Origin of the sequence: Inquilinus limosus DSM 16000 (assembly GCF_000423185.1) — a bacterium.
Lineage (GTDB): Bacteria > Pseudomonadota > Alphaproteobacteria > DSM-16000 > Inquilinaceae > Inquilinus > Inquilinus limosus.
Genome location: NZ_AUHM01000018.1, coordinates 66096 through 89314 on the forward strand (window position 1 = coordinate 66096; position 23219 = coordinate 89314).

The 23219-nt window shown below is 69.9% G+C and carries 22 protein-coding genes; 7 read left to right on the plus strand and 15 right to left on the minus strand.

Annotated elements, in window-relative coordinates:
* Positions 1-6: 6 nt before the first annotated feature.
* The gene (kdgD, locus tag G537_RS0116635; RefSeq protein ID WP_026871079.1) at positions 7-945 is read left to right on the plus strand and encodes a 5-dehydro-4-deoxyglucarate dehydratase; all 939 of its coding nucleotides are present in this window, start codon (positions 7-9) and stop codon (positions 943-945) included.
* Positions 946-958: 13 nt separating this feature from the next.
* Positions 959-2497, plus strand: coding sequence for a galactarate dehydratase (garD, locus tag G537_RS0116640; protein WP_026871080.1), 1539 nt, complete (start codon positions 959-961; stop codon positions 2495-2497).
* A gap of 197 nt (positions 2498-2694) precedes the next feature.
* Here the strand turns inward: garD and G537_RS0116645 are convergent, their stop codons facing one another.
* Genes G537_RS0116645 through G537_RS0116675 form a run of 7 tightly spaced genes read right to left on the minus strand, consistent with a single transcriptional unit; the run spans position 2695 to position 9300 of the window.
* Positions 2695-4008, minus strand: a complete 1314-nt coding sequence (locus tag G537_RS0116645; RefSeq protein ID WP_026871081.1) for an LLM class flavin-dependent oxidoreductase — start codon at positions 4006-4008, stop codon at positions 2695-2697.
* A 16-nt stretch (positions 4009-4024) separates the two neighbouring features.
* Positions 4025-4798: an amino acid ABC transporter ATP-binding protein gene (locus G537_RS0116650; RefSeq protein ID WP_026871082.1), complete on the minus strand. Its 774-nt coding sequence runs from the start codon at positions 4796-4798 to the stop codon at positions 4025-4027.
* Positions 4785-5570 (minus strand): amino acid ABC transporter permease, encoded by a 786-nt coding sequence (locus G537_RS0116655; RefSeq protein ID WP_026871083.1) that lies wholly within the window; start codon positions 5568-5570, stop codon positions 4785-4787. The genes G537_RS0116650 and G537_RS0116655 overlap by 14 nt, the downstream gene beginning before the upstream one ends.
* Positions 5560-6288 carry an amino acid ABC transporter permease gene (locus tag G537_RS0116660; RefSeq protein WP_026871084.1) on the minus strand — a complete coding sequence of 243 codons (729 nt, stop codon included), beginning with the start codon at positions 6286-6288 and terminating at the stop codon, positions 5560-5562. Before G537_RS0116660 ends, G537_RS0116655 begins: the two co-directional genes overlap by 11 nt.
* Entirely contained in the window at positions 6285-7103 is an 819-nt protein-coding gene (locus G537_RS0116665) for a transporter substrate-binding domain-containing protein (protein ID WP_034851965.1), read from the minus strand. Before G537_RS0116665 ends, G537_RS0116660 begins: the two co-directional genes overlap by 4 nt.
* A gap of 32 nt (positions 7104-7135) precedes the next feature.
* Positions 7136-7945 carry a transporter substrate-binding domain-containing protein gene (locus G537_RS0116670; RefSeq protein WP_026871086.1) on the minus strand — a complete coding sequence of 270 codons (810 nt, stop codon included), beginning with the start codon at positions 7943-7945 and terminating at the stop codon, positions 7136-7138.
* Between the two features lie 14 nt (positions 7946-7959).
* A complete protein-coding gene (locus G537_RS0116675) occupies positions 7960-9300 on the minus strand; it encodes an MmgE/PrpD family protein (protein WP_051248496.1) in 1341 nt (446 codons plus the stop codon).
* 331 nt (positions 9301-9631) lie between these two features.
* Between G537_RS0116675 and G537_RS38375 the strand changes: the two genes are divergently transcribed.
* Positions 9632-10531 (plus strand): shikimate dehydrogenase, encoded by a 900-nt coding sequence (locus G537_RS38375; RefSeq protein WP_034851967.1) that lies wholly within the window; start codon positions 9632-9634, stop codon positions 10529-10531.
* Positions 10532-10750: 219 nt separating this feature from the next.
* Here G537_RS38375 and G537_RS38380 read toward each other — a convergent pair whose 3' ends face one another.
* Both G537_RS38380 and G537_RS0116690 read right to left on the minus strand, forming a co-directional pair.
* Positions 10751-11524, minus strand: coding sequence for a TetR/AcrR family transcriptional regulator (locus G537_RS38380; RefSeq protein ID WP_245579037.1), 774 nt, complete (start codon positions 11522-11524; stop codon positions 10751-10753).
* Positions 11525-11587: 63 nt separating this feature from the next.
* Complete coding sequence (locus G537_RS0116690) at positions 11588-12409, minus strand: cyclase family protein (RefSeq protein WP_026871088.1); 822 nt, start codon at positions 12407-12409, stop codon at positions 11588-11590.
* 222 nt (positions 12410-12631) lie between these two features.
* On the opposite strand from G537_RS0116690, the gene G537_RS0116695 reads away from it, so the two are divergent.
* Genes G537_RS0116695 through G537_RS0116710 form a run of 4 tightly spaced genes read left to right on the plus strand, consistent with a single transcriptional unit; the run spans position 12632 to position 17427 of the window.
* Positions 12632-13183 (plus strand): TRAP transporter small permease, encoded by a 552-nt coding sequence (locus G537_RS0116695; protein WP_026871089.1) that lies wholly within the window; start codon positions 12632-12634, stop codon positions 13181-13183.
* Between the two features lie 3 nt (positions 13184-13186).
* Positions 13187-14467 carry a TRAP transporter large permease subunit gene (locus G537_RS0116700; protein WP_026871090.1) on the plus strand — a complete coding sequence of 427 codons (1281 nt, stop codon included), beginning with the start codon at positions 13187-13189 and terminating at the stop codon, positions 14465-14467.
* A 43-nt stretch (positions 14468-14510) separates the two neighbouring features.
* Complete coding sequence (locus G537_RS0116705; RefSeq protein ID WP_026871091.1) at positions 14511-15521, plus strand: TRAP transporter substrate-binding protein; 1011 nt, start codon at positions 14511-14513, stop codon at positions 15519-15521.
* Between the two features lie 22 nt (positions 15522-15543).
* The gene (locus G537_RS0116710; RefSeq protein WP_026871092.1) at positions 15544-17427 is read left to right on the plus strand and encodes a bifunctional sugar phosphate isomerase/epimerase/4-hydroxyphenylpyruvate dioxygenase family protein; all 1884 of its coding nucleotides are present in this window, start codon (positions 15544-15546) and stop codon (positions 17425-17427) included.
* Positions 17428-17437: 10 nt separating this feature from the next.
* Here the strand turns inward: G537_RS0116710 and G537_RS0116715 are convergent, their stop codons facing one another.
* The 6 genes from G537_RS0116715 to G537_RS0116740 all read right to left on the minus strand — a co-directional run bounded on the left by G537_RS0116715 (position 17438) and on the right by G537_RS0116740 (position 23037).
* On the minus strand, positions 17438-18178 hold the full coding sequence (locus G537_RS0116715; protein ID WP_211230407.1) for an ABC transporter ATP-binding protein: 741 nt from the start codon (positions 18176-18178) through the stop codon (positions 17438-17440).
* Entirely contained in the window at positions 18168-18911 is a 744-nt protein-coding gene (locus tag G537_RS0116720; RefSeq protein WP_026871094.1) for an ABC transporter ATP-binding protein, read from the minus strand. The genes G537_RS0116715 and G537_RS0116720 overlap by 11 nt, the downstream gene beginning before the upstream one ends.
* Positions 18908-19891 (minus strand): branched-chain amino acid ABC transporter permease, encoded by a 984-nt coding sequence (locus tag G537_RS0116725; RefSeq protein ID WP_026871095.1) that lies wholly within the window; start codon positions 19889-19891, stop codon positions 18908-18910. Before G537_RS0116725 ends, G537_RS0116720 begins: the two co-directional genes overlap by 4 nt.
* A complete protein-coding gene (locus tag G537_RS0116730) occupies positions 19888-20763 on the minus strand; it encodes a branched-chain amino acid ABC transporter permease (RefSeq protein WP_026871096.1) in 876 nt (291 codons plus the stop codon). The genes G537_RS0116725 and G537_RS0116730 overlap by 4 nt, the downstream gene beginning before the upstream one ends.
* Positions 20760-21902: an ABC transporter substrate-binding protein gene (locus G537_RS0116735; RefSeq protein WP_026871097.1), complete on the minus strand. Its 1143-nt coding sequence runs from the start codon at positions 21900-21902 to the stop codon at positions 20760-20762. Before G537_RS0116735 ends, G537_RS0116730 begins: the two co-directional genes overlap by 4 nt.
* 124 nt (positions 21903-22026) lie before the next feature.
* Complete coding sequence (locus G537_RS0116740) at positions 22027-23037, minus strand: LacI family DNA-binding transcriptional regulator (RefSeq protein WP_034851970.1); 1011 nt, start codon at positions 23035-23037, stop codon at positions 22027-22029.
* Positions 23038-23219 lie beyond the last annotated feature (182 nt).

Below are 23219 nucleotides of genomic sequence, written 5' to 3' on the forward strand. Positions count from 1 at the left end.
TGATTCATGGCCAAGATGACCCCGAACGAGATGGCGCAGCGCCTCGGCTCCGGCCTGCTGTCCTTCCCGGTCACCCCCTTCGACCGCAACAACGCCTTCGATGCGGAGCGCTACCGCTCGAACCTCGACTGGCTGTGCGGCTACGACGTCGCCGGGCTGTTCGCCGCCGGCGGCACCGGGGAGTTCTTCTCGCTGACGCCATCCGAGGTCGAGACCGTGGTCGCCACGGCGGTGGCGGAGACCCGCGGCCGCGTGCCAGTGATCGCCGGGGCCGGCTACGGCACCGCGATCGCGCGGGAGATGGCGGCGGCGGCCGAGCGCGCCGGCGCCGACGGCATCCTGCTGCTGCCGCCCTATCTCGTCCATTCCGAGCAGGAGGGGCTGGCGGCCCATATCGAGGCGGTCTGCGCCGCCACCAAGCTCGGCGTCATCGTCTACAACCGCGACAACGCGATCGTGACGGACGAGACCCTGGCCCGGCTGTGCGAGCGCTGTCCGAACCTGGTCGGCTACAAGGACGGGATCGGCGATATCGAGCTGATGACGCGGGTCTATTCGCGCATGGGCGACCGCCTGACCTATATCGGCGGCCTGCCGACGGCCGAGACCTTCGCCCTGCCCTATCTGGAGATGGGCGTGACCACCTATTCCTCGGCCGTGTTCAACTTCGTGCCGGAGTTCTCGACCAAGTTCTACGCCGCGGTGCGTCGCCGTGACCGCGAGACGGTGCAGGCGGGGCTGCGCGACTTCATCCTTCCGCTGATCGCGATCCGCAACCGCCGCAAGGGCTATGCGGTCTCGATCATCAAGGCCGGGATGCGGGTGGTCGGCCGGGATTCCGGCCCGGTCCGCTCGCCGCTCGTGGACCTGACCGAGGCCGAGACCGAGCAGCTGGCCGCGCTGGTCAAGGGCCTGGCGCAGAGCCGTTTCGCCGCCGCGGCCTGACGGGAGGGCGCCGATGCCGGAGCCAGGAACGGCCCACGCCGAAACACCCCGCACCATCCGGCTGCACGAGGCCGACAACGTCGCCATCGTGGTCAATTCCTTCGGCCTGCCGGAGGGCACCCGCCTTCCGGACGGCCCGACCCTGCGGCAGTTCGTGCCGCAGGGCCACAAAGTGGCCCTGACCGACATCCCCGAGGGCGCCGAGATCCGGCGCTACGGGGAGGTGATCGGCCGCGCCGCCCGGCCGCTCCGGGCCGGCGACTGGGTCGAGGAAGCGGCGGTGCTGGTTCCGGCCGCGCCGGCGCTCGACCGGCTGGAGCTGGCGACCCGGCCGGCGGCGCCGCTGCCGCCGCTCGAGGGCTACACCTTCGAGGGCTTCCGCAACCCGGACGGGTCGGTCGGCACCAAGAACGTGCTGGCGATCAGCACCAGCGTGCAATGCGTGGCCGGGACGCTGGATTTCGCGGTGAAGCGGATCAAGGAGCAGCTGCTGCCCCGCTTTCCGAACGTCGACGACGTGGTGGCGCTGAACCACAGCTATGGCTGCGGCGTCGCCATTAACGCGCCCGAGGCGGTGGTGCCGATCCGCACCCTGCAGAACCTGGCGCTGAACCCGAATTTCGGCGGCGAGGTGATGATCGTCGGCCTGGGCTGCGAGAAGCTGCAGCCCGAGCGGCTGATGCCCGACGGCATGCCTCCGGGCATCATCCGGCTGCAGGAGGAGGCCGGCTTCGGCGCCATGGTCGATTCGATCCTGGCGATGGCCGAGGCGCGGCTCGAGATCCTGAACCGGCGCCGCCGAGAGACCTGCCCGGCCTCCGACCTCGTGGTCGGGGTGCAGTGCGGCGGCAGCGACGCCTTCTCCGGCGTCACCGCCAACCCGGCGGTGGGCTTCGCCGCCGACCTCCTGGTCCGCGCCGGCGCCACGGTGATGTTCTCCGAGGTCACCGAGGTGCGCGACGCCATCCACCTGCTGACGCCGCGGGCGGCGACCGAGGAGGTTGCCCGCGCCCTGATCCGCGAGATGGCGTGGTACGACGCCTATCTCGCCCGCGGCGAGGCCGACCGCAGCGCCAATCCGTCGCCCGGAAACAAGAAAGGCGGCCTGGCCAATGTCGTCGAGAAGGCGCTGGGCTCGGTCGTGAAGTCGGGCACGAGCCCGATCGTCGACGTGCTGGCGCCCGGCGAGCGGGTGCGGAAGAAAGGCCTGATCTTCGCCGCCACCCCGGCCAGCGACTTCGTCTGCGGCACGCTGCAGCTGGCCTCCGGCATGACGCTGCAGGTGTTCACCACCGGCCGCGGGACGCCCTACGGCCTGGCGGCGGCGCCGGTGATCAAGATGTCGACCCGCACCGACCTGGCGCAGCGCTGGTCCGACCTGATCGACCTCGACGCCGGGCGGATCGCCAGCGGCGAGGCGACGATCGAAGAGGTCGGCTGGGACCTGTTTCGGCTGATCCTGGACGTCGCCAGCGGCCGAGCCAAGCCCTGGTCGGACCGCTGGGGCCTGTTCAACGCGCTGACGCTGTTCAACCCGGCGCCGGTGACGTGAGGCCGTCGTAGCCTGCGGTTCTGCGGCACGGTCCGATCCCCCTCACCCTCCCGCCGCCTTCGGCGTCGGGCCCCTCCCTCTCCCCAAGGAGAGGGGAGTCAGAGCCGCGGCCCTTCACACCTCTCCTCGGGGAGAGGTCGAAATCGCGAAGCGATTTCGGGTGAGGGGGCGGCTCCGGCTTATCCAGTTGGGGCCGGTCAGGCCGCCCAGCGGCTCTTCGGATATGGCAGCCCGAGATGATCCCGCAGCGTCGTGCCCTCATAATCCCGCCGGAACAACCCACGCTCCTGCAGGATCGGCACCACCTGGCCGGTGAACTCCTCGAAGGCGCCGGGGAAATAGGCCGGCATGATGTTGAAGCCGTCCGCGGCGCCGCCGGTGAACCAGTCGGCAAGCGCGTCCGCCACCTCCTCCGCCGTGCCCCAGACGATGCGGTGGCCGCGGGCGCTGGCGACCAGGTGGTACAGCTCGCGGATGGTCAGGTTCTGCTCGCGCGCCAGGCGGGTCAGCAGCTCGGCCCGGCTGCGGTTCTGGTTCGAGGGCGGCAGCTCCGGCAGCGGCCCGTCGAGTGGATAGCCGGAGATGTCGTGGCCGAGGCGCTCGGACAGCAGGAACAGCGCGTTGCTGTCGTCCGACCAGCGCTGCAGCTCGGCATATCTGTCCTTCGCCTCCTGCGTGGTGCGGCCGATCACCGGCATCACCCCGGGCATGATGTGGACCTGGTCCGGCCGCCGCCCCTGCGCCGCCACCCGCTCCTTCAGGCCGCGGTAGAAGGCCCGCGCCTCGTCGGTGCCGAACTGGGCGGTGAACACGACCTCGGCGATCTTCGCCGCGAAATCCTGGCCGACGTCGGAGGAGCCGGCCTGGATCAGCACCGGATGGCCCTGCGGCGCCCGGGCGACGTTGAGCGGCCCCTTGACCGAGAAGAACCGGCCCTTGTGGTTCAGCTCGTGGAACTTCGAAGGGTCGAAGAAGACGCCCGCCTGCTTGTCCTTCGGGAAGGCGTCCTCGTCCCAGCTGTCCCACAGCCCCTTGGCGACGTCCACGAACTCCTCCGCCACCTCGTAGCGCAGGTCGTGCTCGAGATGCTGCTCGCGGCTGAAATTGCTGGCCGAGCGGTCATAGGAGGTGGTGACCACGTTCCAGGCGGCGCGGCCCCGGCTGAGATGGTCGAGCGAGGCGAAGGCGCGGGCGGTGGTGAACGGGTCGCCATAGGTGGTCGAGGCGGTGGCGGCCAAGCCGATCCGGGTGGTGGTCATCGCCAGCGCGGCCAGCAAGGTCAGCGGCTCGAACCGCACGACCCAGGAGGGGTGGGCGTCGCGGCCGGTGGTCAGGCCGTCGGCCAGGAAGACCATGTCGAACTTCGCGTCCTCCGCCGTCCGGGCGATGCGCTGGATCAGGGTCAGGTCCTGCACCCCGGCCTCGGCCTCCGGGTGGCGCCAGCCGGCCACGTGGTGGCCCAGCGGCTGCAGGAACAGGCCCAGCTTCATCTCGCGCTTGGTCTCGCTCATTCTCGTCGTCGCTCGCTCAGATCCGGTCGGAAGGAAGGGCGCCCGGCCGGGCCCGGTTCACGAAGGTCCGGGTGCGGTCGTGGCGCGGCGCATGGAACAGGGCGGCGGGCGGGCCGTGCTCGACCACCACGCCGCCCTCGGTGAAATGGATTTCGTCGCTGATCTCCTCGGCGAAGCGCAGCTCATGCGTCACCAGGAGGCAGGTCATGCCGTCGCGCACCAGGTCGCGGATGATCGCCAGCACCTCGCCCACCGTCTCGGGGTCGAGGGCCGAGGTGACCTCGTCGAACAGGATCAGCTCCGGCTTCATCGCCAGCGACCGGGCGATCGCCACCCGCTGCTGCTGGCCGCCGGACAGCTCGGACGGATAGGCGCCGGCCTTGTCCGCAAGGCCGACCCGGTCCAGCAGGCCCCGCGCCTCACGCTCCACCTCTCCCGCGTCGCGGCCGAGGGCGCGGGTCGGGGCGATGGTGAGGTTCTGGAGCACGGTCAGGTGCGGGAACAGGTTGAACTGCTGGAACACGACGCCGACGCGGCGCCACAGCGGCCGCTTGGCCTCGTGCTTACGCAGCGCGTGGACCGGCAGGCCGCAGACGGTGACGGTGCCGCGATCGACCGGCTGCAGCCCGGCGATGCAGCGCAGGATGGTCGACTTGCCGGAGCCCGACGGGCCGATCACCGACACCGCCTGGCCGCGCCGCACGGCGAGGTCGATGCCGCGCAGCACCTTGGTGCCGCCGAGCGTGACCTCGACGCCGGCGAGCTCGGCCAGGATCTCAGCGTCCGGCATGGCGCCGCTCCAGCCGGCGGGTCAGCCGGGCGATCGGATAGCAATACAGGAAGAACAGCAGGAAGACGGTCAGGTAGACCAGCAAGGTGAAGTCGGTGCGGTGCACCGAATTGGCGGCGCGCTGCGCCGTGGTCAGCACCTCGGTCACCCCGACCAGCGAGGCCAGCACCGTGCCCTTGGTGATGATGGCGTAGAGGTTCATCCAGGGCGGCAGCATCCGCCTGAGGCACTGCGGCAGGATGATCAGCCGGAAGATCTGGGCGCGGCTGAAGGACAGGCAGCTGGCCGCGTCCCACTGCGCGCTGGGGATCGACATGATGGCGCCGCGGAAGATCTCCGCGACATTGGCCGAGGCCGGCAGGGCCAGGCCGACCGTGGCCTTCAGCCAGTCCGGGAACGGCAGGTAGCTGCGCCCCAGCACGATCTCGAACGGCAGGATGTAGGTCATGAAATAGATGAAGACCAGCCAGGGCGAGTTGCGGAAGAACAGCACGAAGGCCCGGGCCGGCCAGCGCAAAGGCCGCACCGGCGAGATCTGCAGCGCCCCGACCAGCAGGCCGGCCGCCGTGCCCGCCGCGATCGCCACCGCACCGATCAGGATGTTCTGCAGGAAGCCCAGCAGCAGCACCGGCATCCACAGCGCCAGGAGGGCGGCGTTGTCCGCGACCTGCGGCCAGAACGCCCAGGCGGCTGCGCCGACAAGGGCGGCCGCGGCCAGCAGCGGCAGGGCGGCGGTGCGGCGGCGCGGGGCCGCGACGGCGTCACTGACCATAGCCGGGCATCCGCAGCCGCAGCTCCAGCCACCGCCCGATGCGGTCGACGCCGAAGGTCAGGATGTTGAAGAAGACCAGCAGCAGGATCATCAGCTCGGTGACGTTGTCCCGGTCCGACCAGATCATGATCGAGGCGTAGGTGATGTCGCCGACCGCGATGGCCGAGGCGATGGCCGAGGTCTTCACCAGGTCGATGGCGTTGTTGACCAGCGACGGCAGCGCGAAGCGCAGCCCGATCGGCAGCCGCACCAGCAGGAAGGTCAGGCGCGGCGTCAGGCCCAGCGCGGCCGCGGCCTCCAGCGTCACCTTCGGCACCGCCTCGATGCCGGCGCGCAGCGCCTCGGCGTTGAAGGCGGCTTTGTAGACCGACAGCACGATCACGACCCAGGCGAAGGGCGTGACCACGGCGGCGGCATCGCCCCGCACCGCGCCGATCAGGGCGTTGAGCGCGAAGAAGGCGAAGTAGAGCTGCACCAGCGGCGGGGTGTTGCGAGTCAGCTCGATCTGGGCGCGGATCACCGCCGCCAGCCAGGGCCGCCGGGTCAGCTGCAGGGCGGTGAGGACGAGGCCGAGCGCGAGGCTGCCGAGGATCGACAGCACCGCGATCTCGACCGTCGTCACCGCGCCGTCGAGGAACAGGCCGCGGTCATAGGCCGCCTGGATGAAGCTGAAGTCGAGCCCGAGCGCCGCCAGCCGGTCGATCAGGGTGTCGATCATGACCCGCCGTTCAGCAGCTTCTCATGCATCTGCGCCAGGAAGGGCGACGGCGGGGCGATCTCCCACCGCTTCTCGATCTCGATCAGACCGCCGCTCTTGTGCAAGTCGCGGATGACGCCGTCGACCAGGGCGGCAGTATCGTCCTGGCCCTTGCGCACCGCGGCGACCCAGGTGCCGAGACCGATCAGCGGCAGGTCGGCCTTGTAGTCCTGCCATTCCGGCTGCTTCAGCAGCGAATAGATCAGGGTGTTGTCGTGCACCGAGACGACGCAGCCGCCCGCCCGCAGGGTCGACAGCGCCTCGGCCGAGGTCTTCAGCGCCCGCACCTCGGCGCCGTATTCGGTGGCCAGCAGCCGGGCGTAATGGCTGCCCTGCGAAGCGCAGGCGGTCTTGCCGCGCAGGTCCTCCCAGCTGGCGATGCCGCCGTCCTTGCGGGTCATGGCGGCGCCGCCGACCTCGTAATAAGCAGTCGGGATGATCGCGGTCTGCTCGCGCCGCTCCGGCGTGTCGGTGAAGGAGGCCACGAGAAGGTCGACCTTGCCCTGCTGCAGGAACTGCACCCGGTTCGGCGGATCGACGGTGACGATGTCGAGCCTGACCCCGAGCTTGTCGGCCACCGCCTGGGCGAGGTCGACGTTTAAGCCCTTCACCGTGTTGCTGGCGGGGTCGAGGAAGCCGAAGGCGGTGCCGTTGATCAGGATGCCGGCGGTCAGCACGCCGCGGTCCTTGACCCGGTCGAGGGTGGAATCGGCCTGCGCTGAGGAGGCGGCGGCCAGGAGGCCCGCGGCGGCGAGCAGGGTTGCGGCGAGGCGCATGGTCTTGTCCTTCCGGGTCGAGGCTGGCCGGGTCACGGTTGGGCCTGGGCGAGCTGGTCGTGCAGCGCCTGCAGGGCCGGCGACGGGGTGATGTCCCAGGCCTTCTCGATCTCGATCAGGCGGCCGGTCCGGTGCAGGTCGCGGATGATGGTGTCGAGCGCCGCGACGGTGTCGTCCTGGCCCTTGCGTGCCGCGATCTTCCAGTCGCTGACCTCGACCGCGGGCAGGATCAGCTTGTAGCCCTGCCAGGCCGGGTCCTTGATCAGCGCGTAGAGCAGCACGTCGTCATGCGCCGAGGCGACGCAGCCGCCGGCCTTGAACGTCTCCAGCGCCTCGGACGAGGTCTTGAAGGCCTTGATCTCGGCGCCGTAATGCTCGGCCAGGTAACGGGCGTGGATGCTGCCTTGCGAGGCGCAGACCGGCTTGCCGCGGACATCGTCCCAGTCGTTGATGCCGCTGTCCTGCCGGGTCAGGGCGATGCCGCCGCTGGCGTAGTAGGAGGTCGGGACCATCGCCACCTGCTCGCGCCGCTCCGGCGTGTCGTTCAGCGAGGCCACCAGCAGGTCGACCTTGCCCTGCTGCAGGAATTGGATGCGGTTCGCCGGCTCGACGCTGACCAGCTCGACCTTGGCGCCGAGGCGACGGCCGATCTCCTCCGCCAGGTCGACATTGAAGCCCTGATAGCTGTTGGTCTTGGGGTCGAGCGAGCCGAAGGCGGTGCTGTTGATGCGGATGCCGATCGCGACGGTGCCGCGGTCCTTGATCCGGTCGAGGGTGGAATCGGCCTGCGCCAGGGCGGGGATCAGGCCGAGCAGCGCGGCGAGGGCGAGGGAGCGGATCATCGGCTGTCTCTGATTCAGGCGGCGCGGAAGGCGGCGAACAGGGCGGCGAGGTCGTCCCGGCTGCGCATCGAACGAACGATCTCCGGCACGGCGGCGAGCGTCGGGGCCGGGCCGGCGGCGTCGCGGAACTTGGCGGCGAGGTCGTCCGCAGGCAGCGGCCGGTCGACCCGGCGCGACAGGACGCGGCCGTCGGCCAGGCGGATCTCGACGGTCGAGAAGCGGGTGGCGGGGTCGTTCGAGACCGGCGGGGCGTCCGGGTCGATCCGGCGCTCGACCTTGGCGGCCAAGGCCGCGAGCTCCGGCCGCACCGGTCCATCGGCGAAGAGGTCGAGGCCGAGCCGGCCGTCGGTCAGCACCGCCGCGACGACATATTCGACGCTGAACCGGCCCTCCAGGCCGGTGCGGGGCCGGCGCACGGTCAGGGCCGCATCGCCGCCGCGGGCGAAGGTCACGGTCGCCTCGACCACCGAGGCCGGGTCGATCGCATGCTCCGCCTTCAGCGCCAGGGCGGCGTCGGCCGCGAAATGCGAGGCGGAGCAGCAGGCGTAGCGCTTAAAGATCAGGCCGGGGGAGACGATCTGCCACGGCTCGCCCCAGCCTTCGACCGCCCGCTTCGGCTCCGTCCCCTCCCCGCCATAGACGGCGAGGAAGCCGATCGGCCCGTCGAAGGCGTCATCGGCCGCGCCGAAGCCGGCCAGCGCCAGCCGGGTGGCGAACAGCCCCGCCCGCGCGGCGAGGCCGGCATGCAAAGGCTTGGCGTCGCTGCCGAACTGCAGCCGCAGCCCGGCCGACTGGGTGGTGGCGAGGCCGAGCGCCCGGGCGGTGCCCGCCTCGTCCAGCCCCGCGAGGAAGGCGGTCGCGGCCGCGGCGCCGATAGTGCCGAGCGTCGCGGTCGGGTGGAATCCCCCCTCGTAATGCTGGCGGCCGAGGGCGAGGCCGATCCGGGCCATCGCCTCGACCCCGACGACATAGGCGTCGAGCAGCGCCTCGGCGGTGCTGCCGCGCTCCTCCGCCAGGGCGAACAGGGCCGGCAGGATCACCGTGCTGGGATGGCCGCCGACGCTGCGCTGGACGTCGTCATAGTCGAGGGCATGGCCTATCGTGCCGTTGAGCAGGGCGGCGGCCAGCGGCGCCGTGCGGTCGCGCCGGCCGATGACGGAGGCCGAGCCCTTCCCGCCCTCGACCCCCAGCGCGGCCTCGAGCGGCGGGATGGCGCGGTCGCCGACGCCGCCGAAGGCGCTGGCCAGGAAATCGAGCACACCCTCGCGGGCGGCGGCGATCGCCTCCGGGCTGCGCGCCGGGGCCGAGGAACGGATGAGCCCGGCACTGGCGGCTGTGATCGTTCGGTCGCCCATGGGGATCTTTCGGCAGAACGGGGATTTGGGCGTGCCGGCCGATATGCCGGGCAAAACACCTCGGGGCGTCATACAGAGGCCGGCGGCGGATCACAACCGAATTCACATCCGATCTGCCATTCCTGCATTAAACAGCAAAATTGGATCGTAATTTTCACGACACCCGCTCCTGCCCGGCGCCTCACTGCCTGGCGATTGACTGAACGTACCAGTTCGTACATTTTCGAGAGAAGACACATCGGCGCCGGCGAGGAACCATGAGCCGTCCAGGACATATCGCGCATTCTTGTGGAGCCCCGCGGTTCGGACAGTTCGGCCAGGGCCGCCGCCCATGACCCATATCCGCCCGGCCGCCATCCGTGTCGGCCTGATCGGCGCCGGCATCCAGGCGTCGCGGACCCCGGCCCTGCACATGCGCGAGGGCGCCGAACGAGGGCTGCGCTACGAGTACGATCTGATCGACCTGGAGGTGCTCGGCCGCGGGGTCGAGGCCCTGCCCGAGCTGGTCGCGGCGGCGGAGCGGCGCGGCTTCGCCGGGCTCAACGTCACCCATCCCTGCAAGCAGGCGGTGATCCCGCTGCTGCACGCGCTGTCCGACGACGCACGGGCGCTGGGCGCCGTCAACACCATCGTGTTCGCGGATGGCCGGCGGATCGGCCACAACACCGACTGGTGGGGTTTCGCCGAGAGCTTCCGGCGCGGCCTGCCGGATGTCCGCAGGGACCGCGCGGTCCAGCTCGGCGCCGGCGGTGCGGGTGCGGCGGTGGCGCACGCCGCCCTGTCGCTCGGGATCGGCGAACTGGCGATCTTCGATGTCGACCAGGGCCGGGCCGAGGCCATGGCCGCCGGCCTCTCCGCCCGGTTCGGGGCGGGCCGCGCCGTGGCGGGCGCGGATCTGGCCGCCGCCATGGCAGCCGCGGACGGGCTGATCCACGCCACGCCGACCGGGATGGCGAGATATCCCGGCCTGCCCTTGCCGGCCGAACTGCTGGCGCCCCGGCACTGGGTCGCCGAGATCGTCTATTTCCCGCTCGAGACCGAGCTGCTGCGCACGGCCCGCGCCCGCGGCTGCCGCACGCTCGACGGCGGCGGCATGGCGGTGTTCCAGGCCGTGGAGGCGTTCCGGCTGTTCACCGGCGTCGCGCCGGACGCCGACCGGATGACCCGGCACTTCGCCTCGCTGGGGCCGGGGTGGTCGGTGAACTCAGGAGGAAAACCGCCTATTGCGTAGCCTCTCCCGCTTGCGGGAGAGGTCGGAGACGCGAAGCGGCTCCGGGTGAGGGCCTTCCGGCCACGATGCTTGGATCATTGTTTCAGGATAGGGCGGATCGTACGCTCGCTCGCGGCGAGGTCTGTGAACGCGGTAAGGCCGCTGTCCCCTCACCCGGACATCCTTCGGATGTCCGGCCTCTCCCGCAAGCGGGAGAGGCTACGCGCTCCTACTCCGCGGTCACTTCCGCTGATGGACGTGCGCATCCGATAGCGCGGGCGATGACAGCTCCGCCGCCTCCGCCCCGCCCTGCAGGAGGCGGATGACGGCGTCGCCGATCATCCGCCGATGCTTCTCCCGCAACCCCGGTTCCGACAGGTCGCGGCGGAAGATGGTGCCGAAGGTGTGGCGGTTGGAGACGCGGAAGAAGCAGAAGGCGCTGATCAGCATGTGCAGGTCGACCGGATCGATCTCGGCCCGGAACACGCCCGCCTTCCGGCCGCGCTCCTGGATCGATGCGATGGTCTGGATGATGCCGAGATTGGTGCTGCGGATCGAGGCGGTGTGCGGCAGGTGCTCGGCCCGGTGGATGTTCTCGATGCTGACCAGGCGGATGAAGTCGGGATGCGCCTCGTCGTAGTCGAAGGTGAATTCCGCCAGCCGCCGTATCGCCTCCTCCGGCGGCAGGTCCTCGAGATGCAGCTCGGCCTCGGCGGCACGGATATCCGCATAGGCCTTCTCCAGCACCGCGTGGTACAGCCCCTCCTTGCCGCCGAAATAATAGTAGATCATGCGCTTGGAGGTGCGCGTCCGCTCCGCGATCGCGTCGACGCGCGCCCCGCTCAGGCCGTAGGTCGCGAACTCCTCGGTCGCGACCTCGAGAATATCCTGCCTGGTGCGCTCGGGATCGTTCTTGCGGGTGGTCTTCCGCTCCGCCGCGCCCGACCTGATCCTGCCCGACATCTCCTGGCCCGCCCCCGCACCGACGCCTTCGCCCCGATCGGCGAACACCACCCTTACTTCTCCGGAACTTCCTGGCGGCAAACAAGCGCTTTCGCGCCGCGGCCGCGTCCCCTTCTACACCAGCGCCAGCACCCGGCTCGGCCCCCCGGTCCCGCCCTTCACCTTGGGGCCGCCGAGGACGAGATGGGCGCCCTTGGCCGGCAGCCCGTCGAGATTGGCCAGGCATTCAACGCCCCAGCGCCCGCTCGGCAGCCAGGAGTAATGCACCGGGAAGCGGCCGGTCTCGATGCCGAGATCGAGCGACAGCGTGTCGACGCCGATGCCCTTCACGCTGCGCTCGGTCATCAGCATATGGGCCGTCTCGCCGTGGAAGCCGGGCGTGTGGTTCTTGCCGGCATCGTCCCGCCCGGCGAAGCGCGGCGAGTGCAGCAGCCGGTGCCATCCGGAATTCATGACCACGCAGCAGCCTTCCGGCAACGGGCCGTTCGTCGCCTCCCAGCGCTTGATGTCGTCGGGTGTCACGGCGCTGTCCGGGTCGTCCTGCGCCCGCGTGGAGATGTCGATCACCGCCAGCGGCACCACCAGGTCCGCGACCGGGATCTCGTCGACGCTGCGCCCGTCGGCCGAGAAGTGCACCGGCGCGTCCATATGCGTGCCGGTGTGCTCCATCAGCGTCCAGCGGTTGATGTTCAGCTTGTCCTTCGCGTAGCGGAACACCGGCTCCATGGTGAACCACTTCGAGCCGTCGAAGGTCGGGAAGCCTTCGAACAGCGGATGGGTCAGGTCGTGCACGTCGGTGAAGGACCGGGCGGCCGGCGCCGCGGCAGCGCCCGCAACGGGGACGGCCGAGGCGGCGGCCATCGCGATACCGCCTTTCAGCACGCCGCGCCGGGTCACGTGGCGGCAGATCGTCTCCAGACAGCCCGGTGGGCACATGGCGCTTTCCTCTCCCTGGCCGCGTCCTCGAGGAGGCGGCTCCGCCGGCGTCGACAAGCGCGTTCCCTGCCCGCCGGCTTGGACAGGAGACAGGCATCCGACGACCGATTCCTGCGGGATTTCGTCGAACGCTTGACTATACGTACCAGTTCGTACATTTCTGAGGAAGAAGAATTCAAGACCAACGAAGCCGCGGCCGGCGGCCACCACTGGGAGAGCCCGATGCGTCTAGCCGTCGAAGCCTATTTCGCGCTGCTGAAGGCCCTGATCGCCCTGCTGCTCGCCGGGATGGTGGTGCTGGTCTTCGGCAATGTCGTGCTGCGCTACGCCCTCAACCAGGGGCTGACCGCGTCGGAGGAGCTGTCGCGGCTGTTCTTCGTCTGGCTGATCTTCCTCGGCGCCGTGGTGGCGCTGCGCGAGCGCGGCCATATCGGCATCGACACGCTGCTGCGCCGCCTGCCGCGGCCGGCGGCCAAGGCCTGCCTCGCCCTCTCCGGCGTGCTGGCGCTGCTGGCGATCTGGCTGCTGCTGAAGGGCAGCGTCGAGCAGGCGACGATCAACCTCGACGTCGCCTCGCCGGCCGTGGGCTATCCGATGGCGCTGCTGTACGGCGCCGGCATCGCCTTCGCGGTGCCGGCCGCGATCATCATCCTGGCCGACCTCGCCCGCCTGATCCTCGGCCGGGCCGGGCCCGAGGAGCTGATCGTGGTCCGCGAATCCGAGGAGCTCGCCGCCCTCGATGCCGCCTCCCCGCATGCCGCGCGGAAGGGCTGAGCCGTGGTCGTCGCCGTCTTCCTGTCGTCGCTGCTCGGCACCATGGCGATCGGCATGCCGATCGCCTTCGCCCTGATCCTCAGCGGCGTCGCACTGATGATCCATCTCGGCCTGTTCGACTCCCAGATCGTCGCCCAGAACGTCATCAACGGCGCCGACAGCTTCCCGCTGATGGCCGTGCCCTTCTTCCTGCTGGCCGGCGAGGTGATGAATGCCGGCGGCCTGTCGCGCCGCATCGTCGACCTCGCCATGGCGCTGGTCGGCCATATCCGCGGCGGGCTCGGCTTCGTCGTCATCCTCGCCGCCTGCCTGATCGCCAGCCTGTCGGGGTCGGCGGTGGCCGATGCCGCGGCGCTCGGCGCCCTCCTGATGCCGATGATGCTGAAGTCGGGCCACAGCGCCGGCCGGTCGGGCGGGCTGATCGCCTCGGCCGCGATCATCGGGCCGATCATCCCGCCCAGCATCGGCTTCGTGCTGTTCGGCGTCATCGGCGGCGTCTCGATCACCAAGCTGTTCCTGGCCGGGATCGCGCCCGGCCTGATGATCGCGCTCGCCCTCTGCATCGCCTGGCTGCTGGTGATCCGGCACGAGCCCGTCGCCCTGCCGCCCCGCCGCAGCGGGCGCGAGCGCCTGCACGCCCTCTCCGACAGCCTGTGGGCGCTGTTCTTGCCGGTGATCATCATCGTCGGGCTGAAATTCGGCGTGTTCACGCCGACCGAGGCCGGCGTCGTCGCCGCGGTCTATTCCCTGTTCGTGGCCATGGTGGTCTATCGCGAGCTGGGGCCCGGACAGCTGTTCGACGTGTTCGTCTCGGCCGCCAAGACCACCAGCGTGGTGATGTTCCTGGTGGCGGCCGCCGGCGTTTCCGCCTGGCTGATCACGGTCGCCGACCTGCCGGGCCAGCTGGCCGCGATGCTCGACCCGTTCATGGACAGTCCGATGCTGCTGATGGCGGTGGTCATGCTGCTGGTCGTGGCGGTCGGCACCGCCATGGACATGACCCCGACCATCCTGATCCTGACGCCGGTGCTGATGCCGGTGATCAAGCAGGCCGGCATCGATCCGGTCTATTTCGGCGTGCTGTTCATCATCAACAACTCGATCGGTCTGATCACCCCGCCGGTCGGCACCGTGCTGAACGTCGTCTGCGGCGTGTCGAAGCTGACCATGGAGGAGCTGATGAAGGGCGTCTGGCCCTTCCTCCTGGCCCAGCTGGCGGTGCTGGCCCTGCTGATCCTGTTCCCGGAGCTGGTGACGGTTCCGGCCAAGTGGCTGGCCCGATGACCGGGCCGACGGAAGACAACCAAAGCAAGACTGGGAGGATCACATGTCCAGGACCCTGACCGGCCTGATCGCCGCGCTGTCGGCCGCGCTGCTGCTGGCCCCGGCGGCGCAGGCCGAGATCCGCGAGCAGCACATCAAGTTCGCGGCGGCGAACAGCAAGGGCCATCCCCAGGTCACGGGCATGGAGAAGTTCGCCGCGATCGTCGCCGAGAAGAGCGGCGGCAAGATCACCGTGCAGCTGTTCCCCGGCGGCACGCTGGGCGGCGACGTGCAGACCCTGTCGGGGCTGCAGGGCGGCATCGTCGAGATGGCGGTGATGAACGCCGGCATCCTGGCCGGCAACGCCCCGGCCTTCGGCGCGGTCGACCTGCCCTTCCTGTTCGACACGCCGCAGGAGGCCGACGCGGTGATGGACGGCCCGTTCGGCGACCATCTGCTGCAGTTGCTACCCGAGAAGGGGCTGGTCGGCCTGGCCTATTGGGAGCTGGGGTTCCGCAACCTGACCAACAACCGCCATGCGGTGGCGAAGGTCGACGACACCAAGGGGCTGAAGATCCGGACCATCCAGTCGCCGATCCCGATCGCGCTGTTCAACGCGCTGGGCGCCAACGCCGTGCCCATGCCGTACCCCGAGCTGTACGGCGCGCTGGAGACCGGCACCGTCGACGGCCAGGAGAACCCGTCGGCCAACATCCTGAACGCCAAGTTCTACGAGGTGCAGAAGTACCTGACCCTGACCCGCCACCAGTACAACCCGCAGATCGTCCTGGTCAGCAAGGCGTTCTGGGACAAGCTGAACGACGAGGAGCGGGCGCTGCTGCAATCGGCCGCGACCGAGGCGCGGGACTATCAGCGCCAGGTGTCGCGCGAGGCGGACGCCAAGGCGCTGGACGAGATCCGCGCCAACGGCATGGAGGTCACCGAGTTGCCGCCCCAGGAAGTGGCGAAGCTGCGCGCCGCCACCGCGCCGGTGTTCGAGGAGTTCCGCCCCAAGATCGGCGAGGACACCGTGGCACTGCTGCAGGCCGAGCTGGACAAGCTGCGGAAGAAGTGACCAGCGCCGGAAGGTCTGTCCGATGAAGACGTCGATCGCGACCGTATCCCTGAGCGGCGACCTGCGCGACAAGCTGGAGGCCATCGCCGCCGCCGGCTTCGACGGCGTCGAGATCTTCGAGAACGACTTCCTGTCCTTCGACGCGACGCCGCGCGAGGTTGGGCGGATGGTGCGCGACGCCGGCCTCGCCGTGACCACCTTCCAGCCCTTCCGCGACTTCGAGGGCATGCCCGAGCCGCAGCGCGCCCGGGTGTTCGACCGGGCCGAGCGGAAATTCGACCTGATGGGCGAGCTGGGAGCCGAGCTGCTGCTCGTCTGTTCCAACATCTCGCCGGCGGCGCTGGGCGGCATCGACCGCGCCGCCGCGGATTTCCGCGAGTTGGGGGAACGGGCGGCGAAGCGCGGTCTCAGGGTCGGCTTCGAGGCGCTGGCCTGGGGCCGGCACGTCAACGACCACCGCGACGCCTGGGAGGTGGTGCGCCGCGCCGGCCATCCGAACATCGGACTGATCCTGGACAGCTTCCATACCCTGTCGCGCGGCATCGATCCGGACAGCATCCGCGCCATACCGGCCGACAAGATCTTCCTGGTGCAGCTGGCCGACGCGCCGCGGCTGGAGATGGACCTCCTGTCCTGGAGCCGGCATTTCCGCAACCTGCCGGGGCAGGGCGACCTGCCGGTCGTCGCGTTCACCGAGGCGGTGGCCGCGACCGGCTATGACGGCGTCTATTCGCTGGAGATCTTCAACGATCATTTCCGGGCCGGGTCGGCCCGGTCGGTCGCAATCGACGGGCGGCGGTCGCTGCTGCAGCTGGCCGACACGCTGGAGCGGCGCAAGCCCGACGCCGAGCGGACCCGGACGCTGCTGCCGGAGCGCGCCCGGTGCCTCGGCGTCGAGTTCGTCGAATTCGCGGTCGACGAGGGCGGCGCGATCGAGCTGGAGGCGCTGTTCGCCGGCCTCGGCTTCGCCCGGCGCGGCCGGCACCGGTCCAAGGACGTGACCCTGTGGTCGCAGGGCGGGATCAGCCTCCTCGTCAATCGCGAGAAGGAGGGCTATGCCCATGCCGCCTACATCATGCACGGCCCGGCCGCCTGCGCCATCTGCCTCAGGGTGGACGACGCCGCGGCGGCGACGGCGCGGGCGGGCGCCCTGCTGGCGACCGGCTTCCGCCAGGAGGTCGGGCCGGGCGAGCTGGAGATCCCGGCGATCCGCGGCGTCGGCGGCAGCCTGATCTATTTCGTCGATCCCGGCAACGACCTGGCGCGATGGTGCGAGGTCGACTTCCTCCCGGTCGAGGACGCGGCGCCGGAGGCCGGGCTGGTGCGGATCGACCACCTGTCGCAGTCGATGCAGTATGACGAGATGCTGTCCTGGCTGCTGTTCTACAGCTCGATCTTCGATCTGGCGAAGACGCCGGAGCTGGAGATCCCGGACCCGGCCGGGCTGGTGCGCAGCCAGGTGGTGCAGAACGCCGAGGGCACGCTGCGCATCGTCCTGAACGCCTCGCACAGCCAGCGCACCCTGTCGGCGCGCTTCCTGTCGGAGTTCTTCGGCTCCGGCATCCAGCACATCGCGCTGGAGACCGGCGACATCTTCGCGACCGCCGCGCGGATGCGGGAGGGCGGCGTCACGTTCCTGCCGATCCCGGCCAACTACTACGACGACATCGAAGCCCGCTTCGGCCTGGAACCGGATCTGGTCCACCGGCTGCGCGAGGCCGGCATCCTCTACGACCGCGACAACGGTGGCGAGTTCTTCCAGCTCTACACCACCAGCTTCGCCGACCGCTTCTTCTTCGAGATCGTGGAGCGCCGGGACTATGCCGGCTTCGGCGCCGCCAACGCCCCGATCCGCCTGGCGGCGCAGACGCGGCTTGCGCCGGACGTCACCATGCCGCGGCGCTGAGGCGGCTTCCTCAGGCCGGCTCCGTCTTCATCCCGCCGCCGAGGAACATCTCGCCAATCCGGGGATCGGCGAGGATGGCCTCGGCCCGGTCCTGCAGCCGGGTGCGGCCGAGCTCCAGCACCAGGCCGTAATCCGAGATCTGCAGGGCGCTGCGGGCGTTCTGCTCGACCATCAGCACCGAGACGCCCTTGTCGCGCAGGCCGGTCAGGATGGCGAAGGTCTCCTGCACCATCAGCGGCGACAGGCCGATCGAGGGTTCGTCGATCAGGATCAGCTTCGGGTCCAGCAGCAGGGCGCGGGCGATCTCCAGCAGCTTCTGCTCGCCGCCCGACAGGGTCGAGGCCTGCCGGTCCGACTTGCGGCGCAGCACGGGGAAGCGGTCCATCGCCGCCTCGATCCGACCCGGCAGGTCGGCGACGCTCCGGGCCGCCACCCCGCCGAGCTCGAGATTGTGGCGGACGCTGAGCTCGGGAAAGATGTTGCGGCCCTGGGGCACGTAGCACAGGCCCAGCTCCAGCAGCCGCCGCGGCGTCACGTTGGTGATGTCGGTGCCGGCGAAGCGGATGCGGCCGGAGCGGGCGGGCAAGAGGCCGTAGATGGTCTTGAACACGGTCGACTTGCCGGCCCCGTTCGGGCCGATCACGGTGGTGATCGCGCCGCGCGCCACCTGGAAGCTGGTGCCGTTGAGGATGGTCATCCGGCCGTAGCCGGCGACCACGTCCTCCAGCTCGAGGATCGGGTTAGTGTCCAAGATAGGCCTCGATCACATCGGGGTTGCGGCGGACCTCCTCCGGCGCGCCCTGGGCGATGATGCGGCCCTCGGCCAGGACCAGGACGCGGCTGCACAGCGACATCACGAATTCCATGTTGTGCTCGATCACCACGAAGGTCGCCCCCTCCTCCCGGTTCATCGCCGCCAGCCGGTCCTTCAGCCCGGCCAGCATGGTCGGGTTGACCCCGCCGGCCGGCTCGTCCAGCAGCGTCAGCTTCGGCCCGGCCATCAAGGCCATGGCAGCGTCGAGCAGCTTCTGCTGGCCATAGCTGAGGCCCCCGGCTTTGGCGTCGGCCAGGTGCTGCAGCCGGAAGAAGGCGATCATCCGGTCGGCGGCCGCGCCCAGCCCCGCGTCGCGCCGGCCGAACAGGCGGGACAGCATCGAACCCCGGTGCTCCTGCCCCGCCAGGATCAGGTTCTCGCGCACCGAGAGCTGCGGGAAGATCTGCAGCAGCTGGAAGGTGCGGCTGACCCCCATGCGGTTGAGGTCGCAGGGACGCAGGCCGGTGACGGTCCGTCCGTCGACCCGCACCTCGCCGGAGGTGGGCTTCAGCTGGCCGAGGATGCAGTTGAACAGGGTCGACTTTCCGCTGCCGTTCGGTCCGATGATGCCGAGGATCTCGCCCGGATGGACCGCGAAGGAGATGCCATCGACCGCCGCAATGCCGCCGAAGCTGCGGCGCAGGTCGCTGACCTCGAGCACCGGGGTCATCGAACCGTCTCCTCGGCTGCCGACGCCGGCGTCTGGCTGCGCCGGGCCGGCCGCACCAGCCGGTCGGCCAAGCCGAGCAGCCCCGTCGGGCACACCGCCATCAGCACCATCACCAGCAGGGCATAGAGGATCAGGTAGTAGCCTTCGGTGAAGCGCAGCCATTCCGGCAGCAGCACCGCCACCAGCGCGCCGAGGAAAGGCCCGAAGAAGGTGCCGGCGCCGCCGACCACCACCATCAGCAGCAGGTTCAGCGACAGGCCGAGGCCGAAGGGCGTCGGGTCGACGAACTGCACCAGCGGCGCATAGAGTGCGCCGGCGAAGCCGCCATAGGCCGAGCCGAGGGCAAAGGCGATCAGCGTGTAGCGCCGCGTGTCGACGCCGAGCGACTGCGCCCGCACCGGGTTCTCGCGCAGCGCCACGAAGGCCCGGCCCCAGGACGAACGCAGGATCCACCACAGCGCGGCCGCCAGCAGCGCCAGCACGCCCAGGCAGAAATGATAGAAGGCGACGGCCGAGCCGGTCTTCCAGCCCAGCACCGCTGGCCGCGGGATGCCGCTGATGCCGGTGATGCCGCCGGTCAGCCAGTCCTCGTTGCGGAAGACGAGATAGGCGAGCGTGGTGAAGGCCAGGGTGACGAAGGCCAGATAGTGGTGCTGCACCCGCAGCGCCGGATAGCCGAGACCCCAGCCGATGACGAAGCTGATCGCGCCGGCGGCCAGGAAGGCGACGCCGAAGGGCCAGCCCTGGGTGGTCAGGAGGGCCGCGGTGTAGGCGCCGATGCCGACGAAGGCGGCCTGCGCCATCGACACTTGGCCGGCATAGCCGAGGGTGAGGTTCAGCCCCATCGCGGCGATGGTCATCACCAGCCAGGTGCTGATCAGGTAGATCCCGTAGGACCGGAGGCCGAAAGGCAAGGCGGCGAGGCCGGCCAGGGTGAGGACCAGCGTGACGCCGGCCAGGATGGAGCGACGCCGGGTCATACCGTGCGCTCCTCGGCCCGGCCCAGCAGGCCCTGCGGCCGGAACAGGATCACCGCGATCAGCAGGAGCAGCGGCACGGCGGCGCGGTATTGGGCCGAGACATAGGCGGCCATGATGTTGTCGAGCACGCCGAGCAGCAGCCCGCCGGCGATGGCGCCGCGGATCTGGTTGAAGCCGCCGACGATGGCGGCGATGAAGGCGGCCAGGCCCAGTGTCTCGCCGTTCGAGAACTTGGCGAGGTAGATCGGGCTGACCAGCACCGAGGCCAGCGTCACCAGGCCGGCGTTGATCAGGAAGGTGTAGAGGATCATGCGCTCGACCGGGATGCCGAGGATCCGCGCCACGACGGGATTCTGGGCGGTGGCCTGCATGCAGCGGCCGGTGCGGGTGCGGCTGAGGAAGAGCTGCAGCACGATCACCGCGGCGACGGCGACCGCGATCACGGCGAGGTCCTGCAGCGACAGCGTGACGCCGCCGAGCGACAGGTCGCCGGCCGGCACCAGCGCCGGGAAGGGCTGCGCCTCGGCGCTGTAGAACTCCTTCACCGATTCCTTCAGGAACACGCCGAAGGCGATGGTGGCGATCACCAGCGGCAGCACCCCGTGGCGCAGCATCGGGTCGACCAGCAGGCGCTTGAACAGCACGCCGAGGATGACCAGCGCCAGCACCGCGCCGATGCCGACCGCCGGCCAGAACGGCAGCTCGCCGAAGCGCATCGCGGCCAGGATGAAGAAGGCCGGCAGCATCACGAATTCGCCCTGGGCGAAGTTGATGGTCTGCGAGGTCTGCCAGAGCAGGGTGAAGCCGACGGCGACGAGGGCGTAGATCGCGCCCGTCGCCAGGCCCGAGGCGAGAAGCTGCAGGAGATTCACTGGCCGAGCTTCGGCAGGGTCTTCACGATCACCTGCCGGCCGTTCTCGACCTCGGCCAGGAAGCTGACGCGGTCGACGTCGCCATTGGCGTCCCAGGTGGTGTCGATCAGGATCCCCGGCTCGTCCTGGGTGGTGATGGTCAGCCCGTGCAGCGTCTCCGCCAGCGCCACGCTGTCGACCTTGCCGATCTTCTCGGTGGCGTAGCGCACGGCGTAGACCGCGAGATACGCCTTGATCGCGTTGTGGTCGGGCAGATAGCCGTAGCGCGCCTGGAAGCGCTCGCGGAAGGCGCGGATAGTGTCGATCGGCGCATCGGCCGACAGCCCGACATGGCCGCGCACGCCGTTCGCCGCCTCCCCCGCCAGATCGATCACCTTCTGGTTCAAGAGCGTGGTCTCGCCGATCAGCGGGATGCCGATCGCCTGCTTGCGGGCCTCGCGCAGGAAGCGCGCGCTCTCCTCCTCATTGGTGTAGACGATGGCGGCATCGGCGCCGGAGGATTTCAGCTTCACCACATCGGCGGCGAAATCGGCCTGGCCGGATTCGGTCGACAGGTCGGCGACCACCTCGATGCCATGCGCCTTCATCTGCTCGAGGATGGCGTCGTGGCCGCCCTTGCCGAAATCGTTGTTCACCCAGACGACCGCGACCTTCTTCGCCTTCAGGTCGTTCGCCAGATAGGTCGCCAGCTTCGGCATCGCCGCCGCCTGGCTGATCGAGGTGCGGAAGATGTAGGGGTTGCCGGACTGGGTGATCTCGGTCGCCTCGGCGCCGGTGAACTGCGGCACCTCGGCCTGCTGCGCCAGCATCATGTTGACCTTGACCGAGCCGGAGAAGATCGGCCCGAAGATCACATAGGGCTCCTCGTCCAGCGCCTTCTGCACCTGGGCGCGGGAGATGCCGGGATTGGTCTGGGTATCGTAATGCGAGACCTCCAGGGGACGGCCGAGGATGCCGCCCTTCTGGTTGATCTCCTCGACCGCCATCTCGATGGCGTTCTTCCAATTGGTGCCGACCGTGGCACCGGCGCCGGACAGCTCGATCACATCGGCGATGCGGATCGGGTCTTCGGCCCTCGCCGGCCCGGCCGTGGCCAGGCCCAAGGCGATGCACGCCCCGAGGATGTATCGCGGTCCCATCTCGTCTTCCTCCCTGTCCTGGTCAGCCTTGTTCTGCGGGTCGATCCCGGCCGACTACCACAAGGACTCTCATGCGACGAGAGGCATGACGTCAAATATCAGACAAAACGGGATGCGGCGCCGCTCAGCCGATCACGCGGCAGGAGTCCCGCACCACGAGCTGCGGCGCGAACACGTGGTGCGCCGGTTCGGCCGGCGGCGTGCCGCCGAGGCGGGCCAAGAGGCAGTCCACCGCCCGGGCGCCGATCGCCTGCACCGGCTGCACCACCGCGGTCAGCCGCGGCGAGAATGCGGTGGCCCATTCGAAATCGTCGATGGCGGCGACCGAGACGTCCTGCGGGCAGCGGAAGCCCTGCTCGGCGATCGCCCGCATCACCCCGATCGTGGTCAGGTTGCTGGTCGAGAAGATCGCGGTCGGCCGCGGCCGGCGGTGCAGCAGCGCCACCGTCGCTTCGATCGCCGTGTCGATGCGGAAGTCGCCGCAGGCGGCGAGATCCTCGGTGAAACCGATTCCGGCCTCGGCCAGCGCCTCGCGATAGCCCTCCAAGCGATCGGTCGAGATCGAGATCCCCGGCCGGCCGGTGACGATGCCGATGCGGCGATGGCCGCTGCGGATCAGGTATTCCATCGCCATGCGCGCCGCGGCGCGGTTGTCGAGCGTGACCGAATCGAAATCGGCCAGCCCCTGCAGCGTGCGGTCCACCAGCACCGCCGGCACGGTGACGAGGCGCCGGATCGCCCCGGCATCGCCGGGCTCGACCCCGCTCAGCACCAGGATCAGCCCGTCGGCGCGCTGGGTGCGCATCAGCTGCAGATGCCGCAGCTCCTTCTCCGGGTCGTCGGCGGTGGCGCACAGCACCAGCGCGTAGCCGGCGGCGTCGCAGGCGCGCTCGATGGCGCTGGCCAGGGCGGCGAAGAGCGGGTTGGTGATGTCCGGGATGATCAGGCCGATGGTGCGGGTGCGGCCGGTCTTCAGGCTGCGCGCCACCCCGTCCGGGGCGTAGCCCAGCTCCTCGATCGCTTCCATCACCCGCTGGCGCAGCGCCGTGCTGACCGGGGCCGTCCGGTTGATCACCGCGGAGACCGAGCCGATCGAGACCCCGGCCCGGTTCGCCACGTCCCGCAATGTCGCCATGATCCCCGAAGCCGTTGCCAAGCCGCGGATCGGATGATAGCCTTTCTGAAACGTTTCAACAACAAGGTGGCAGCCGAATTCCGGGACACCGGTCGGCTCCGCCTGGCTGCAACATCATCAGATTCGCCGGGCCGGCTGAAAGGTTTCAGACGCTTGGTCAGGCTGACGCCACGACGCGTCGC

Bases quoted from the DNA above. Each gene is read 5' to 3' on its own strand.
- kdgD (WP_026871079.1), top strand. From the start codon at position 7: ATGGCCAAGATGACCCCGAACGAGATGGCGCAGCGCCTCGGCTCCGGC.
- garD (WP_026871080.1), top strand. From the start codon at position 959: ATGCCGGAGCCAGGAACGGCCCACGCCGAAACACCCCGCACCATCCGG.
- G537_RS0116645 (WP_026871081.1), bottom strand. From the start codon at position 4,008: ATGAGCGAGACCAAGCGCGAGATGAAGCTGGGCCTGTTCCTGCAGCCG.
- G537_RS0116650 (WP_026871082.1), bottom strand. From the start codon at position 4,798: ATGCCGGACGCTGAGATCCTGGCCGAGCTCGCCGGCGTCGAGGTCACG.
- G537_RS0116655 (WP_026871083.1), bottom strand. From the start codon at position 5,570: ATGGTCAGTGACGCCGTCGCGGCCCCGCGCCGCCGCACCGCCGCCCTG.
- G537_RS0116660 (WP_026871084.1), bottom strand. From the start codon at position 6,288: ATGATCGACACCCTGATCGACCGGCTGGCGGCGCTCGGGCTCGACTTC.
- G537_RS0116665 (WP_034851965.1), bottom strand. From the start codon at position 7,103: ATGCGCCTCGCCGCAACCCTGCTCGCCGCCGCGGGCCTCCTGGCCGCC.
- G537_RS0116670 (WP_026871086.1), bottom strand. From the start codon at position 7,945: ATGATCCGCTCCCTCGCCCTCGCCGCGCTGCTCGGCCTGATCCCCGCC.
- G537_RS0116675 (WP_051248496.1), bottom strand. From the start codon at position 9,300: ATGGGCGACCGAACGATCACAGCCGCCAGTGCCGGGCTCATCCGTTCC.
- G537_RS38375 (WP_034851967.1), top strand. From the start codon at position 9,632: ATGACCCATATCCGCCCGGCCGCCATCCGTGTCGGCCTGATCGGCGCC.
- G537_RS0116690 (WP_026871088.1), bottom strand. From the start codon at position 12,409: ATGTGCCCACCGGGCTGTCTGGAGACGATCTGCCGCCACGTGACCCGG.
- G537_RS0116695 (WP_026871089.1), top strand. From the start codon at position 12,632: ATGCGTCTAGCCGTCGAAGCCTATTTCGCGCTGCTGAAGGCCCTGATC.
- G537_RS0116705 (WP_026871091.1), top strand. From the start codon at position 14,511: ATGTCCAGGACCCTGACCGGCCTGATCGCCGCGCTGTCGGCCGCGCTG.
- G537_RS0116710 (WP_026871092.1), top strand. From the start codon at position 15,544: ATGAAGACGTCGATCGCGACCGTATCCCTGAGCGGCGACCTGCGCGAC.
- G537_RS0116720 (WP_026871094.1), bottom strand. From the start codon at position 18,911: ATGACCCCGGTGCTCGAGGTCAGCGACCTGCGCCGCAGCTTCGGCGGC.
- G537_RS0116725 (WP_026871095.1), bottom strand. From the start codon at position 19,891: ATGACCCGGCGTCGCTCCATCCTGGCCGGCGTCACGCTGGTCCTCACC.
- G537_RS0116735 (WP_026871097.1), bottom strand. From the start codon at position 21,902: ATGGGACCGCGATACATCCTCGGGGCGTGCATCGCCTTGGGCCTGGCC.
- G537_RS0116740 (WP_034851970.1), bottom strand. From the start codon at position 23,037: ATGGCGACATTGCGGGACGTGGCGAACCGGGCCGGGGTCTCGATCGGC.